General features: G+C 71.7%; 16 protein-coding genes. 6 read left to right on the top strand and 10 right to left on the bottom strand.

The window, feature by feature from the left end; genetic code table 11:
• The first annotated feature begins 9 nt into the window (after positions 1–9).
• Positions 10–411: an MmcQ/YjbR family DNA-binding protein gene (locus IE307_RS04640; RefSeq protein WP_191296154.1), complete on the top strand. Its 402-nt coding sequence runs from the start codon at positions 10–12 to the stop codon at positions 409–411.
• 28 nt (positions 412–439) lie between these two features.
• On the opposite strand, the gene IE307_RS04635 is transcribed toward IE307_RS04640, so the two are convergent.
• Genes IE307_RS04635 through IE307_RS04625 form a run of 3 tightly spaced genes read right to left on the bottom strand, consistent with a single transcriptional unit; the run spans position 440 to position 2,325 of the window.
• Positions 440–808, bottom strand: coding sequence for a MerR family transcriptional regulator (locus tag IE307_RS04635; RefSeq protein WP_191296153.1), 369 nt, complete (start codon positions 806–808; stop codon positions 440–442).
• Between the two features lie 28 nt (positions 809–836).
• Positions 837–1,814, bottom strand: a complete 978-nt coding sequence (locus tag IE307_RS04630; RefSeq protein WP_191296152.1) for an esterase/lipase family protein — start codon at positions 1,812–1,814, stop codon at positions 837–839.
• 34 nt (positions 1,815–1,848) lie between these two features.
• Positions 1,849–2,325 (bottom strand): MarR family winged helix-turn-helix transcriptional regulator, encoded by a 477-nt coding sequence (locus tag IE307_RS04625; protein ID WP_191296151.1) that lies wholly within the window; start codon positions 2,323–2,325, stop codon positions 1,849–1,851.
• A gap of 54 nt (positions 2,326–2,379) precedes the next feature.
• Between IE307_RS04625 and IE307_RS04620 the strand changes: the two genes are divergently transcribed.
• Together IE307_RS04620 and IE307_RS04615 are read left to right on the top strand one after the other, a co-directional pair.
• A complete protein-coding gene (locus IE307_RS04620; protein WP_229904378.1) occupies positions 2,380–3,603 on the top strand; it encodes a multidrug effflux MFS transporter in 1,224 nt (407 codons plus the stop codon).
• A 10-nt stretch (positions 3,604–3,613) separates the two neighbouring features.
• Complete coding sequence (locus IE307_RS04615) at positions 3,614–4,570, top strand: amidohydrolase family protein (RefSeq protein WP_191296149.1); 957 nt, start codon at positions 3,614–3,616, stop codon at positions 4,568–4,570.
• A 4-nt stretch (positions 4,571–4,574) separates the two neighbouring features.
• On the opposite strand, the gene IE307_RS04610 is transcribed toward IE307_RS04615, so the two are convergent.
• The gene (locus tag IE307_RS04610; protein ID WP_191296148.1) at positions 4,575–5,309 is read right to left on the bottom strand and encodes an NADPH-dependent F420 reductase; all 735 of its coding nucleotides are present in this window, start codon (positions 5,307–5,309) and stop codon (positions 4,575–4,577) included.
• A gap of 106 nt (positions 5,310–5,415) precedes the next feature.
• Here IE307_RS04610 and IE307_RS04605 point away from each other — a divergent pair, with 106 nt between their 5' ends.
• Positions 5,416–6,264, top strand: a complete 849-nt coding sequence (locus tag IE307_RS04605) for a LysR family transcriptional regulator (RefSeq protein ID WP_191296147.1) — start codon at positions 5,416–5,418, stop codon at positions 6,262–6,264.
• Here the strand turns inward: IE307_RS04605 and IE307_RS04600 are convergent, their stop codons facing one another.
• Positions 6,265–7,014, bottom strand: a complete 750-nt coding sequence (locus tag IE307_RS04600; RefSeq protein ID WP_191296146.1) for an SDR family NAD(P)-dependent oxidoreductase — start codon at positions 7,012–7,014, stop codon at positions 6,265–6,267.
• 94 nt (positions 7,015–7,108) lie between these two features.
• Here IE307_RS04600 and IE307_RS04595 point away from each other — a divergent pair, with 94 nt between their 5' ends.
• On the top strand, positions 7,109–7,708 hold the full coding sequence (locus IE307_RS04595; protein ID WP_229904377.1) for a TetR/AcrR family transcriptional regulator: 600 nt from the start codon (positions 7,109–7,111) through the stop codon (positions 7,706–7,708).
• 3 nt (positions 7,709–7,711) lie between these two features.
• Here the strand turns inward: IE307_RS04595 and IE307_RS04590 are convergent, their stop codons facing one another.
• The 3 genes from IE307_RS04590 to IE307_RS04580 are packed head-to-tail and all read right to left on the bottom strand — an operon-like array spanning position 7,712 to position 10,427.
• The gene (locus IE307_RS04590) at positions 7,712–8,827 is read right to left on the bottom strand and encodes an alanine racemase (protein WP_191296145.1); all 1,116 of its coding nucleotides are present in this window, start codon (positions 8,825–8,827) and stop codon (positions 7,712–7,714) included.
• Positions 8,824–9,759, bottom strand: coding sequence for an ornithine cyclodeaminase family protein (locus IE307_RS04585; RefSeq protein WP_191296144.1), 936 nt, complete (start codon positions 9,757–9,759; stop codon positions 8,824–8,826). Before IE307_RS04585 ends, IE307_RS04590 begins: the two co-directional genes overlap by 4 nt.
• On the bottom strand, positions 9,756–10,427 hold the full coding sequence (locus IE307_RS04580) for a helix-turn-helix transcriptional regulator (protein WP_191296143.1): 672 nt from the start codon (positions 10,425–10,427) through the stop codon (positions 9,756–9,758). The genes IE307_RS04585 and IE307_RS04580 overlap by 4 nt, the downstream gene beginning before the upstream one ends.
• A gap of 234 nt (positions 10,428–10,661) precedes the next feature.
• Here IE307_RS04580 and IE307_RS04575 point away from each other — a divergent pair, with 234 nt between their 5' ends.
• Positions 10,662–11,945, top strand: coding sequence for an NAD(P)/FAD-dependent oxidoreductase (locus IE307_RS04575; protein ID WP_191296142.1), 1,284 nt, complete (start codon positions 10,662–10,664; stop codon positions 11,943–11,945).
• Here the strand turns inward: IE307_RS04575 and IE307_RS04570 are convergent.
• Both IE307_RS04570 and IE307_RS04565 read right to left on the bottom strand, forming a co-directional pair.
• Positions 11,942–12,808 carry a VOC family protein gene (locus IE307_RS04570; protein WP_191296141.1) on the bottom strand — a complete coding sequence of 289 codons (867 nt, stop codon included), beginning with the start codon at positions 12,806–12,808 and terminating at the stop codon, positions 11,942–11,944. The two genes, IE307_RS04575 and IE307_RS04570, sit on opposite strands and share 4 nt — an antisense overlap.
• Positions 12,809–12,812: 4 nt before the next feature.
• Positions 12,813–13,625 carry an alpha/beta fold hydrolase gene (locus IE307_RS04565; protein WP_191296140.1) on the bottom strand — a complete coding sequence of 271 codons (813 nt, stop codon included), beginning with the start codon at positions 13,623–13,625 and terminating at the stop codon, positions 12,813–12,815.
• Positions 13,626–13,731: the final 106 nt, after the last annotated feature.

The following is a 13,731-nucleotide window of genomic DNA, read 5'->3' as shown; positions in this document are numbered from 1 at the left end:
GGGAGTGTCATGACCGACCGAGCGGACGTGCCCGCCGAGGTGCTGCGTGAACTTCGCCGGATCTGCGCCGGTCTCCCGGAGAGTCGCGAGGAGGCGGCGTGGGTCGGGACTCGGTGGCGGATCCGGAACCGCACCTTCCTGCACGTCTTCACGGCTCACCCGGGGCAGGACGGTGCTTACAGCCGCGCCGCCGAACTCACCGAGCCCACGGTGGTCATGACCTTCCGCGCCCGGCCGGAGGAGCTGGACGCCCTGCTCGGCGCGGGTGAGCCGTTCTTCCGCGCCGCGTGGGGTCACGACGTCGCCGGGCTGAAGGTGCTGCCCGGCGTCGACTGGGCGGAGGTCGGGGAGCTGCTGACCGAGAGCTACCGCGTGCTCGCCCCGGCGAAGCTGGCCAGGCTCGTCGGCTGAGCCACGACCGCTGCCGCCTCCGCCCAGGTCACCAGGTGGCTGACGCGCGGAAGGCGCGGTTGCCGGCGATCAGGTCGTCGAGTGACTCGCGGGTGCGGGAGAGCTCGGCGATGTGCGCGTCGAGCTTCTCCCGTTCCTCGCTCATGCGGGCGAAGGCGGCGTCGGTGTTGTCGGGGGTGGGCGTGCTCAGGCACCAGGGCAGCAGGGTGAGGATCGTCTGGCTGCTCAGCCCGGCGAGGTAGAGCCGCTGCAGGTACCGCACGCGGGCGACGTCCTCCTCCGCGTAGCGGCGGTGGCCTCCCGAACTGCGGGTGCTGGTCAGCAGGCCCTGCTCCTCGTAGTACCGCAACGCGCGCGTGCTCGCCCCTGTTCGCGCCGACAGGTCACCGATGCGCATGGTCCCCCCGAATCGTCGAACTTCGAGACTAGCGACGTGCGAACACGTACGGCTTCAGCGCGGGTTCCGCGGCCGAGACGGGTGCGGCGGCGATGGTGTCGGTGGCGGACTTGAGGAACGCCGCCAGGTCCGCGGTGACGGTGTCCGGGTCGGCGCCGGGCATGGTGTCCTGCGCGCAGATCGAGGCGGGGAGGTCCGCCGGGTCGGCCGGGCCGCGGCGCGTGATGGCGTTCATGGTGAGGGAGTGGGCGAGCGCGTCGCTGGTGCCGATGGTGATGTGGTCGCTCGTGTTGCCCGGGCAGACGTCCTGCAGCGAGATGTTGGCGACCCCGGGCCCGCGCAGGTCCGTCGTGCCGGCGGGGGTGACGAACTGGTCGTGGACGGTCGAGAGCGACGTGTAGGAGATGCCGGGGAAGGTCTCCCGGCGGGAGTTCGCGGCCTCGACGAACTTCGCCGTCCTCTTGAGCTGCAGGGCGAAGGCCGGGCCGTTGCCGTGGGGGTACAGGGCGTCGTTCTGGTCGCTGCCGTGGTTGACCGCGGCGAGGCCGATGTGGTCGGCCACCATCGCCCGCGTGTCGGGCCAGAACCGCAGCGCGAACCGGGAGCTGACGCCGCCCTGGCTGTGGCCGATGACGGCGATCTTGCCGCGGCTGATCGCGCGGGCGTGCCGGATGGCGTGCACCACGTACTCGGCGGAGACCTGCACGTCGCCGACCGACTTGCCCGGCAGCGCGACCGAGCAGTACGGGTGGCCGATCCGGTCGAGGGCGCGGAACCAGTTCCAGGAGAACGACTCGGCGGGTGCGACGCCTGTTCCGGGGACGAAGAGGGCTACCTCCCGGTGCGAGCCGTGTGCCGACGGGGTGCACTTCACGGCGGCCTGGAGGTCGGCGATCGGCACGGAGAGCCGCGGGCCGGGGCGGTTCACGGGGGCGTAGGGCCCGGTCGAGGCGGAGGCCACCGGGGCCGAGACGCACAGGAGGGCGAGGACGAGCAGAAGTTTCATGGTTCCACGCTAAAATTTGACGCCGACGTCAGGTTCAAGCCCTTTGCGGTCCTGATTCGGGTGAGTCGCGCCACTTCCGCGCCTTCTCGGCGAGCTTCGTCTCCATCCGCCGCAACGTTCCGATCATGGCGTCGACCTCGTCCTCATCGGACACGACGCCGTCGAGCAGGTCGCTCCAGATGTCGTGCAGCCGCCGCAGGTTCTCCTGGGCGCGGGCGGTGGGGTAGAGGCGGACGCGGCGGGCGTCCTCCTGGTCGGCCTCGCGGTGCACGAAGCCCTTGCGCTCCAGGTTGCGCAGCGCGCGGCTGAAATTGCTGGAGATCTGCTGCGTGGCGTCGGCGGCCGCGCCGGCCGAGGTGCCGGGGTTGCGGTCGATGAATCGCATCACCGCGATGTCCAGTGCCGACCACGACTCCTTGACCACGCCCTCCTTGGAGGCGTGGATCTGGCGGCCGACCGCCGCGATGAGGTCGGCGAGCTCGAACAACCGCGACTTCTGGGCCTCGTCCACGGGACCATGGTACTTTTCCTGTCAGATGATAGCTATCACTTGATAGGAGATGCGGTGAACGCGCCTTCCCGCAGCACGATCCCCGTGCCGCTGCTGCTCGTGCTCGCCCTGCTGGCGAGCGTGGCTCCGTTCGGCATCGACCTCTACCTGCCCGCGTTCCCGCGCATGGCCGCCGACCTCGAGACGAGCGACACGGCCATCCAGCTCACGCTCACGATGTTCCTGCTGGGACTGGCCGCGGGGCAGTTGGTCTTCGGCCCGATCTCGGACCGGTGGGGCAGGCGCGGGCCGCTGCTGGCGGGCTCGGCGGTGTTCGTGGCCGCCAGCGTGCTCGCCGCCGTCGCGCCCACGATCGAGGTCCTGCTGGCCGCCCGCCTGGTCCAGGGGCTGACCGCGGCGGCCGGCATGGTCATCGGCCGGGCCGTCATCGCCGACCTCGCCACGGGACGCGCGGCCGCGCGGGCGTTCAGCCTCATGATGATCGTGGGCGGGGTCGCGCCGGTGGTCGCGCCGCTGCTCGGCAGCCTGGTGGTCGACGGGATCGGGTGGCGCGGTGTGCTGCTGGTCCTGGCCGGTCTGGCGGTCGCGATGCTCGCCGGGTCGGCCACGGTCGTGCCGGAGACGCTGCCGCGGGAACGACGTGGCACCGGGAGGACGACCGGTTTCCGCGCGCTGGGCCGACGTGCCTACTTCACGGCGACGGCCACGTTCGTCTTCTCGTTCGCCGTGCTCATGGCCTACATCTCGGCGTCGCCGTTCCTGTACCAGGTGGTCATCGGGATGAGCCCGGTCGGCTACGGCCTTCTGTTCGCGCTCAACGCGCTCGGGCTGGTCACGAGCAACGCGCTCGCGTCGCGGCTGCTGCGCCGGAGCCAGCCGCGGCGGGTCCTCGCCATCGGCACGAGCTGGTTGTTCGGGGCGGCCGTGGTGCTGCTGGTCCTCGCGCTGCTGCCGATCAGCGCCGCGTGGCTGATCGTGCCGATCTTCTTCGCCGTCTCGTCGCTCGGGTTCGTCCTCGGCCCGGCCACCGCGCTGGCCCTCGACGCGGTTCCCGGGGCCGCCGGCACCGGATCGGCCGTGCTGGGCGCCGCGCAGTTCGGGCTCGGCGCGGCGGTCTCGCCGCTCGTGAGCGTGGGCAGCGAGCACTCCGCGCTGCCGATGGCGGTCATCATCGCCGTGCTCGCCTGCGTCGCGGTCTGCGCGTCGCGGCTGATCACGAAGCAGGACAACGATGTCGTCGCTCCCGAGCCCGCCGGTTCGCTCGCGGGCTCGAACTGAGGGGAACGAGATGCTGATCGGAATCGAAGAGCACTGGGTCCTGCCGGAGCTCACCGCCGCGCTCGCCGGGCGCGACGAGAGCCTCGCGTTCAACGACCTCGGCGACCACCGGGAACGCCTGCAGGACCTGGGCGAGGGCCGGATCGCCACCATGGACGCCCAGGGCATCGACGTGGCGGTGCTCGCGCAGACGCCGCCGGGCACCCAGGCGTTGCCCGCGCCGGAGGCGGTCCGGCTCAGCCGCGTCGCGAACGACGTCGCGGCCGGGGCCGTGGCCCGCCACCCGGCCCGGTTCCGCGCGCTGTCGACGTTGCCGATGTCCGCCCCGCACGAGGTCGCCGACGAGCTGAAGCGCGCCGCCGACCTGGGCCACGTGGGCACCATGGTCTACGGCAGGTCCGGCGACCTGGTCCTCGACGATCCCGTCTACGACGACTTCTTCGCCGCGGCGGAGGCGTTGCGGCAGCCGGTGTTCCTGCACCCGCAACTGCCCTCGGACGCCCTGCGCGACGCCTCCTACCGCGGTTTCGACGCGACGACCGACCTGGCCCTCGCGACGTTCGGCTGGGGCTGGCACCTCGACGCGGGGCTCGCGGCGTTGCGGCTGATCCTGCGCGGCACCTTCGACCGGCACCCCGATCTCCAGGTCGTGCTGGGGCACTGGGGCGAGATGCTGCTGTTCTGGGTCGACCGCGCGGACAGCCTCGCGCGCGTCGCCGGCCTGCAACGGCCGGTGTCGGACTACCTGAGGTCGAACTTCCACATCACGACCTCCGGCATGTTCACCCCCGCACTGCTGCGGCACGCCCTGTCCGTGACCACCGCAGACCGCCTGATCTTCTCCACCGACTACCCGTTCCAGCACCCCACGCGGGAGCAGATCACCGCCTTCCTCGGCGAGTTCGAGTCGGACGCCGACCGGCGGAAGTTCATGTCCGGCAACGCATCGGCGTTGTTCGGCATCTGAGGCGCTAGAACTGGAAGCCCGCGGGCCCGCGCACGGCGGCCGCGGCGAGTTCGGTGACGCGGGCGGCGGGCACGGGAACGCCCGGCGCGGCCTGCACCCACGCCACCAGGTCGGGAACGCTGAGACCGGCGGGCGGCTCGCCGACGTAGGGGAACGCGTAGAGCGGGGTGTTGGGTTCGCTGCGCCAGCTCCCGCAGAGCGGGCCGAGGTCGACGGTGTCGAAACCGAGGACGTCGAACAGCGCGGCCACCGCCGCCCTGGCGTCCGGGTCGTCCGCGTGCACCGGCAGCGCGGTGCGGTCGGCGGCGCCCGCCGGCCGGTGCAGGTCGAGGAGCTGCCGGGGACCGATGTTGTGCAACGCCTTCACGACCCGCGACTCGGCCAGGTGGCGTTGGACCAGCTCGCTGGACGTCAGCTCGTCACTGTCCAAAGAGGATGAACGCCACATCGCCGGAACGTAGTTCGTCGGGTCGATCACGGTCTTGCCGGCCAGCTCGGCGCGCGGCAGCTGTTCGTGCGCCGACAGGGGGACGGCCACGAGGACGACGTCCGCTGCCTGCGCGGTCTCGGCCGGGGTGGCCGCGCGGGCACGCCCGCCGAGCGCGGCGACCAGGCCGGTCAGCGTGTGCGGGCCGCGTGAGTTGCTGAGCACGACGTCGAGTCCGGCGTCGGCCGCGCGCCGGGCGGCACCCGCGCCGACCATGCCGGTGCCGATCACGCCGAGGACGGGTGAGTTCACTGGTGTCTCCGTTTCCTGAGGTCACCGCCATCCCATCCCGGCGGGGAGACACCATCAACGACCAACTCCGACGTGCACCGATCACGAGTCGTGATAGATCTGGGGAGTGGAACTCAGGGCTTTGCGGTACTTCGTCGCGGTGGCGGAGGAGCTGCACTTCGGGCGCGCCGCCGAACGGCTGCGGATCGTGCAGCCCGCCGTGAGCCAGCAGGTCGCCCGCCTCGAACGCGAGTTGGGCGTGCGGTTGCTGGAACGCACCTCGCGCACGGTGCGGCTCACCCCGGCGGGGGAGCGGGTGCTGGCGGCGGCCAGGGAGGCGCTGGCCGCGGCGGCGCGGGTCCGGGTCGTGGCGGGCGAACACGCCGCCGTGCTGCGGATCGGGGTGGCGTCGTGCGTGACGCCACGCGTCGACCGCGCGTTGCGCCGCCTCGGCGAGGGCGACCGGCCCGCGCAACCGGAGCTCGTCGACCTGCCGGCGGGAGCGCGTCTCGCCGCCGTCCGCGACGGGGAACTGGACCTGGCCCTGGTTCGGGGCGTGGTCTCGGACGACGCGCTGACCGTCGAGCGCGTCTGGTCGGAGCCGTTGCACGCGGTGCTGTCCACCGGCCACGCCGCCGCGGGCAAACCCGTGATCAGCGTGCTCGACCTCGATCCGAACGGCCTGCGGTTGCTCGCGCGTGACGTCGACCCGCCGCTGCACGACGCGATCGTGGCCGCATTGCCCGTGGCGCCGGTGGCACCGCCCGCGGGGAACCTGCTCACCCTGCTGTTCGACGTCGGCCGCGACCCGCTGGCGTGGACGGTGATGCCCGCCGAGGTCCTCGCGGGGCAGAGGTCCGAGCGGCACGTCTCCGTGCCGCTCGACCCGCCGCTGGTCGTCGACGGGCACCTCGTCACGGCCCGTGCGACTCCGGACGTGTGCGTCCGGTCCTATGTGGACGCTTTCGCCGACTGATCAGATCTGGTTCTCGCCGCCGTCGACGTAGAGGTTGGCGCCGAGCATGAAGCTGCTGTCGGAGGACGCCAGGAAGGCGACCGCGGCGGCGACCTCGTCGACGTGCCCCATCCGTCCGATGGCGATGCGGGCGGCCTCACCCGCGCGGAAGGCCACCGCGTTCTCCTCGCCCACGAGCTCGGTGATCCCGTTGGTGTCGGTCGGTCCCGGCGAGATGGCGTTCACGCGGACCCCGCGGCCCTTGAGCTCGTTCGCCCAGGAACGCGTGAACGTCCGCAGCGCCGCCTTGGACGCCGCGTAGGCGCCGAACCCCGCGGTGCCCCTGTCGGCGGCGGTGGAGGCGTTGATGATCACCGAGGCGCCCTCGTTGAGCAGCGGGATCGCCTTCTGCACGGTGAAGAGGGTGCCCTTGACGTTGACGCCGAAGACCTGGTCGAAGTCCTCCGCGGTGATCGTCTCGATCGTCGCGAACGAGGCCGTGGCCGAGTTTGCGAACAGCACGTCGAGACCCTCGCCCCGAGCGGCGACCGCCTCGTAGAGACGGTCCAGGTCGTCCGGGTTCGTGATGTCGCCCGGCACCGCCGTCACGTTCTCGCCGATGACCTCCACGGCCTCGTCCAGCTCGTTCTTGCGGCGGCCGGTGATGAACACGAACGCGCCCTCGGACACCAGTCGCGCGGCCGTGGCCCTGCCGATCCCCCGCGTGCCGCCCCCGGTGATGACAGCGGTCTTGCCTTCGAGCCTGCGCATCGGAAACACCCTCCAGATCGTTGTGCACCGATCGGTGCATATTCCGACCGTAGCACTTGTGCACCGATCGGTGCACAAGGCGTAGGATGAGGACGTGGAGAAGGCGCAGGTAGGTCGGCCGCGGGAGTTCGACGCCGAAGAGGCGCTCCTGAAGGCCATGCGCGTCTTCTGGGAGCAGGGCTACGACGGCGCCAGCCTCACCGACCTGACCGAGCGCATGGGCATCTCGCGCAAGAGCATGTACGCGGCCTTCGGCAACAAGGAGGAGCTGTTCCGCAAGGCGCTGCAGCGCTACACCGACATTCAGGCCGTCTACGTCTTCGAGGCGTTGAAGGCGGCGACCGCATGGGAAGTGGCGACGGCGTTCCTGGCCGGTGCGGCGCTGGCGAACACCCGCCCCGGCTGCCCTTCCGGCTGCCTGGGCGTGCAGGGAGCGCTGGCCGCCGGGTCGACCGGGGAGGTCGCCCGGGACACCCTGGTCGCGTGGCGCGCACTGGGGCAGGAGTACCTGCGCGAGCGGTTCCAGCGGGCCGTCGACGAGGGCGACCTGCCTGCCGGCACCGATCCGGACCTGGTCGCCCGCTACCTCATGACGATCTCGAACGGCATGTCCGTGCAGGCGACGGGCGGCGCCACGCAGGAGGAGCTCCAGCGGGTGGCCGACGCCGCCCTGCGGAACTGGCCACCGGCCTGAAAGTCACCAGCCGCGGTGGCGTGACCAGGTCGCCTCGACGGCCGGGTTCGCACCGCTGACGACGTGGTAGCGCTCGTGCTGCGCGGCGGTCGCGCAGGCGTGGTTCGGCAGGATCCGCAGGCGGGTTCCGACGGGCAGCTCCGGAACGGGCTCGCCGTTGCGGGTGCTCAGCACGCCGTGTTCCTGGCTCGCCCCGGTCATGAGCAGCCCGGGGATCACGTCGCCGCGCAGGTCGGCGACGAGCCCGTAACCCTGGTCGACGGCCTGCGCCTGCGTGCCTCTGTCCCGTGAGGTGGCCATCCAACCGCCGTCGGTGAGCACCCAGTTCTTGTCGTGCCGGTGGCCGATCACGGTGACGACGACGGACAGGGCCAGGTCGCCGATGTCGCACACGCCGATACCTGCCATGACGAGGTCGAAGAAGACGTAGTTGCCCGCGCGGACCTCGGTGACACCGGACAGGTCCGTCGCCGCGTGCGCGGTGGGGGTCGAGCCGACGCTGACGACCGGGCAGCTCATGCGCGCGCTGCGCAACGCCTCGGCGGCGGCGACCGCGACGTCCCGCTCGTTCTGCGCGGATTCGTGCAAAGCCTCTGGCGTGTAAGCGAAGTACGACTCGCCCGCGTGGGTCAGCACGCCCGCGAGGTTGTCGCCGAGCGCCCGGCCGATCTGGACGAGGGCCGGGTCGGCGGCCGCGACACCACCTCGGTGCCCGTCGCAGTCGATCTCGACCAGGGCCGGCACGCGGAGGTCCTCCTGCTGTGCGAACCGGGCCACCGCCTCGGCCTGCGCGAGGGAGTCGAGCAGGACGGTGAGGGTCACGCGCCGGCGCAGCAGGGCCGCGACGCGCGGCAGTTTGTGCGGGTCGATGCCGACCGCGTAGAGGACGTCGCGGTAGCCGGCGGCGGCGAAGTGCTCGGCCTCGGCCAGGGTGGACACCGTGATGGGCCCGCCCGCGTGGACCCGCTCGGCCACCTCGACGGACTTCGACGTCTTGACGTGCAGGCGCAGCGGCACGCCGAGCCCGCGCAGGTGGTCGCGCAGCCGTGCGGCGTTGCGGTCCAGCCGGGTGGCGTCGACCACGGCGAACGGCGTGTCCGGGGTGTCCACGGTGGTCATTCGGAGTCTCCGGGAGTGGTGGCGCGGCGGTGCAGCAGCGCGGCGGCGAGGGTGAGGTCCTGCAGGGCGAAACCGGAGCTGTCGAACACCGTCACGTCCTCGGGCGACGTCCGGCCCCGCGCGGCGCCGGACAGCACGGCCCCGAGTGCGACGGGCTCGGCGGCGGGCGCGTGCTGGAACTCGCCGATGGCGCGGGACTGCTCCGGCAGGTCGCAGAAGAGCCTGGCGCGGCCGTAGATCTCGACCGGGAGCTCCTGCTTGCCCGGCCCGTCGGTGCCCATGGCCGAGATGTGCGTGCCCGGCCTGACCCAGCTCGCGTCGAACAGGGGCTCGCGGGCGGTCGTGACCGTGACGAGCACGTCCGCCGCGGCGACCCCGGTCCGTGCGTCGACCGGTTCCGCGGGCAGGCCGGTCACGGCGGTCACCGATGCGGCGAACGCCCGTGCGGCGTCAGCGCGCCTGCCGACGACGAGAACCCGTTCGACCGGCCGCACCCGGCTGACCGCGCGCACCTCGTGCAGGGCCTGGTGTCCCGTGCCGATCACGGTCAACGTGCGGGAGTCCTCGCGTGCCAGCGCCCGCACGGCGAGCGCGTCGGCCGCGGCGGTGCGGTAGGCGTTGGCGGCGGCCGCCTCGACCACGGCCCTCAATCGGCCCGTGGCGGGGTCGAGCAGCACGATCGTGGAGCTGTGCCGGGGCAGTTCGGTGTTGTCCGGCCAGAAACTGCCGATCTTCACCCCCACGAGGTCGCCCGCGGAACCCGACTTGAGCGTGAACCTGGTGCCAGGACTCGAAGAACTCCCGATCACGACCGGGAACGTCGACCCGTCCGCTGTGGCCAGGAACGCCTCGTGCGCGGCGGCCAGCGCGAGGTCGTCGTCGACGAGCGCGGCCGACTCGGACTCGCTCACGAAGGCGGGGCTGTCGGTCATGGTGTGTCCTTCTTCAGCTCGGCGAGGTCGTTGTACAGACCGGTGCGGGAGATGCCCAGCCGTTGCGCGACGCGTCCCGGCGCGCCGCGCAACGCGAAGACTCCGGCCTCGTGCAGCGACCGGACGAGGACCAGCCGCTCGTCGCGCCCCAGCGCCGCCACGGGCACCGCGTGCGTCCGCTCGGCGCGTTCGACGAGGGACTCGACCACCTGGTCGAGGTCACCGGAGAAGTTCGTCGTGGAGACCGGGGTCTGTTCGTCCGGTGAGGACAGTCCGAGCAGGTCCGAGAGCACGCCGGTCGCGCGGTTGATCGCCGACACGTCGATGTTGACGCACAGCGCGCCGATCAGCGTCCCGTCGACATCGCGCAACGGCAGGGTCGTGCACTTGAGCACCTTCCCGTCTTGGGCGCGCGTGACGTAACCGACCTCGTTGCGGGCGTCGTCACCGGCGGCGAGGACGCGCAGGCCGATCTCACTCATCGCGTCCCCGACCGCCCGGCCCGTGACCTGGCCCGCGACCGCGACGACGGACCGCTCCTGGTCGCGGTAGTCGTGCAGCACCACCTCGCAACTGCGTCCGAACGTGGCCGCGATGCCCTCGACCACGGGGGCCAGCGCGGCGAACACCGCGTCGGCGGTGCTGGTGCCGGCAGGGGTGTCTTGCACGACCTGCTCCTCCGTTATGAACAAACTGTCAATGTCTGGACAAAGTGTCACACATGGCGGTGGGAGATGGCAGCCTTCGAGGTGTGTGGGGCTCGCCACGCAGTGGTGAGGTCAGGCGGGGTCACCACACATGTCGCCCCTGCCGGCCCGAACGCACGACATCGGTCGGCTGCGTGTGGCGACCACCCGCCACGACACTGATCAGCGGAGTCACCTGACGGAGGGGAGACACGCGTGGGAACCGACGTGGTCGTGATCGGGGCCGGGGTGATCGGCTCGTCGATCGCGCTCGAGCTGGCGCGGGCGGGACACCGGGTGGTCGTGCTGGACCGGGCGCCGGGGGCGGGGCAGGGCTCGACGTCGGCGTCGAGCGCGATCGTCCGGTACAACTTCTCGACCTTCTCCGGCGTGGCGACGGCGTGGGAGTCGTACTGGTGCTGGCTCGACTGGGCGGGCCACCTCGGGCACGACGCCGGGGACCTGGCCGCGTTCCGCAGGACGGGGCTGGTCGTGCTGGACGTCGACGCCGCTCCGCGCACGGCCTGGCTGCCGTTGTTCGACCAGGTCGGGGTCCCCTACCAGGAGTGGGACAGCGCGACGCTGGCCGAACGCGTCCCCGGCATCGACACCGGCCGCTACTGGCCGCCGAAGCGGCTCGACGACGAGAAGTTCTGGGAGGACTCGAAACAGTCGCTCGGCGGTGTCTACACGCCGGACGCGGGCTACGTCTCCGATCCCGGCCTCGCCGCGGTCAACCTCGCGGCCGCGGCCACCGCGCACGGGGCGCAGTTCCGGTTCCGCAGCATCGTGACGGCCGTGGACAGGTCGGGTGGGCGCGTGAGCGGGGTGCGGCTCTCGGACGGTGGCCACGTTCCCTGCGCGGTGGTCGTGAACGCGGCCGGTCCGTGGTCGGGCGCGCTGAACCGGTTGGCGGGCGTGGGATCCGACTTCACCGTCGCCGTGCGCCCGATGCGGCAGGAGGTCTCGCACGTGCCGGTCGCGCACGGCTACGAGGGCCCGGCGGTGGCCGACGTGGACCTCGGCACCTACTTCCGCGGCGAGGTGGGCGGAGGCCTGCTCGTCGGTGGCACCGAACCGGAGTGCGACCCGCTGCAGTGGATCGACGACCCGGACGACGCCGACGTCCACCCCACGGCCGCGGTGTTCGAGGCGCAGGTGACGCGAGCCGCCCGGCGGTTGCCGGACCTCACGGTGCCGAACCGGCCGCGCGGTGTGGTGGGCGTCTACGACGTGGCCGACGACTGGACCCCGATCTACGACCGCACCGACCTCGACGGCTTCTACGTCGCGATCGGCACGAGCGGCAACCAGTTCAAGAACGCCCCGGTCGTCGGACAGTTGATGGCCGCGCTGATCGGTGCCGTGGAGAACGGCGCCGACCACGACGCGACGCCCGTCCGCTTCCGGGCGCCGCGCACCGGGCTGGAGATCGACCTGGGCGCGTTCTCCCGGCGGCGCACCAGGAACTCCGGGAGCTCGGGAACGGTGATGGGTTAGGGGTTCGCCACGGCGAAGGGGTTGGCGTCGGCGTGGCGGTGTCCCCACACGCTGGCCCGCCCGAAGTCGTGGGGGACCCAGTCGTCACCGACCTCGATGCCGCCGCAGCCGATCTCCAGGTGGAACCCGCTGGGGTTCTTGACGTAGAAGGAGAGGGCCTTGTCGTTCATGTGGCGGCCGAGGCTGATGGAGATGGGGACGTCGTTGGCCTGGGCCCGGTCGTGGGCCCGGCCGACGTCGTCGATGGAGGCGTGCTCGAACTCCAGGTGGTGGATCGACGCCGTCTCGGCGGTCCCCAGCGCGATGCTGTGGTGGGTCGCGTTGCAGCGCAGGAAGAACAGGCCGGGGGAGCGGTAGTCGGTCAGCTTGAACTCCAGCACCGACTCGTAGAGCTCGCGGAGTCCGGCGAGTGCGGGGCTGGCCAGGACGAGGTGCCCGAGGCCGGTGATGCCGGGGCCGCCGGTCGGGCGGTCGGCGCCGACGCGGACCTTGGTCTCGCCGATCGCGAGTTCGACGCGGAAGCCCGCGGGATCGGTGAACCAGCGCAGGTGTGTGGCACCCCGCAGGTCCCGTTCCTCCTCGGTCCCGTCGGCGACCGCGTGACCGGCATCGGTCAGCTTCGCCGTGAGCCTGTCCAGTTCGGCGGGGGTGTCGACGATCCACCCGATCTCGCGCGGGGAGTCCACAGTGGACGGGTACAGCGCCACGCGGTACTTGAACTCGTCCATCTCCGCCAGGACGATCTCGTCGGTGCCCGACTTGGCGGTGGTGACACCGACCCCGAGCGTGCGCGAGAGCAGATCGGTCCACGCGTCCACGTCGGTCACGTTCAGGCCGACGTAACCCAGCTTCCTGATGCCCACCGTGTCACCCCTCCGTCGCGGCGATGCCGCCCTGCAGGAACTCGCGGACGATGTGGTTGAACTCGGGCGCGCGCTCGTACTGGACCCAGTGGCGGCAGTCGGGCAGGACGCGGAGCTCCGCGTTCGGGATGCCGTGCAGGATCCTGGGCGCCCAGGACAGCGGAACGGTCTGGTCGTCGCGTCCCCAGACGAGCAGCGTCGGCGCGCCGATGAGCCGCAGGTCCGGCGTCAGGTCGCCGAAGTTCGGCGGGATCGGCAGCTCGGGGTGTGCGCGCAGGCTCGACTCGTACCGTTCGTCGATGAGGTCCTCGGTCGCCAGCGTCTCGTCGAAGACCATGAGGCGCACGAACTTCGCCATGGCGTCCCGCGACGGCTTCTCAGCGGCCATGTACCCGAAGAGGTGCTCGAGCCCGACGGGCCACGGCGGCGCGTCGGCCGGCAGGACACCGCCCGGCGCCATGAGGACGATCCGGTCCACGAGCCCGGGGTACCGCATGGCGATCCGCATCGCCACGGCGCCGCCGTAGGAGTTGCCGACCAGGTGGGTCCGCTCGATCCCGAAGGTCTCCAGCGCACGCACGACCCGGTCCGCCGCGTGGAAGATCAGCGGCTCGTCGGTGTCCGGCCGGGGGGAGTTCCCCCAGCCCGGCAGGTCGACCACGATGTTGCGGAAGTCCTGGAACGCGGGCAGGTTCCCGCCGAAGTTGCTCATCCCGGTGGCGCCCGGCCCGGAGCCGTGCAGCCACACGACCGGATGGCCCGAACCGGTGTCGGCGTAGGCCAGTTCCGCGTCTCCGACATCCAGTGTGCTCGTCATGGTGCGGTTCCCATCGTGTGTATGTAACGCTCACTCTACATCCAACGGGAGGCGGTATCCAGGGTGTCCGGGAAGTCTCGGCCGGGGTCGGTCGCAGGTTCCACTG

The organism is Lentzea cavernae (assembly GCF_014653695.1).
In the GTDB taxonomy this organism is placed as follows: Bacteria; Actinomycetota; Actinomycetes; order Mycobacteriales; family Pseudonocardiaceae; genus Lentzea; species Lentzea cavernae.
The sequence above is the reverse complement of the archived record's forward strand: the minus strand, read 5'-3'. Positions and strand labels throughout refer to the sequence as shown.

Bases quoted from the DNA above. Each gene is read 5' to 3' on its own strand.
- IE307_RS04640 (WP_191296154.1), top strand. From the start codon at position 10: ATGACCGACCGAGCGGACGTGCCCGCCGAGGTGCTGCGTGAACTTCGC.
- IE307_RS04635 (WP_191296153.1), bottom strand. From the start codon at position 808: ATGCGCATCGGTGACCTGTCGGCGCGAACAGGGGCGAGCACGCGCGCG.
- IE307_RS04630 (WP_191296152.1), bottom strand. From the start codon at position 1,814: ATGAAACTTCTGCTCGTCCTCGCCCTCCTGTGCGTCTCGGCCCCGGTG.
- IE307_RS04615 (WP_191296149.1), top strand. From the start codon at position 3,614: ATGCTGATCGGAATCGAAGAGCACTGGGTCCTGCCGGAGCTCACCGCC.
- IE307_RS04600 (WP_191296146.1), bottom strand. From the start codon at position 7,014: ATGCGCAGGCTCGAAGGCAAGACCGCTGTCATCACCGGGGGCGGCACG.
- IE307_RS04590 (WP_191296145.1), bottom strand. From the start codon at position 8,827: ATGACCACCGTGGACACCCCGGACACGCCGTTCGCCGTGGTCGACGCC.
- IE307_RS04585 (WP_191296144.1), bottom strand. From the start codon at position 9,759: ATGACCGACAGCCCCGCCTTCGTGAGCGAGTCCGAGTCGGCCGCGCTC.
- IE307_RS04565 (WP_191296140.1), bottom strand. From the start codon at position 13,625: ATGACGAGCACACTGGATGTCGGAGACGCGGAACTGGCCTACGCCGAC.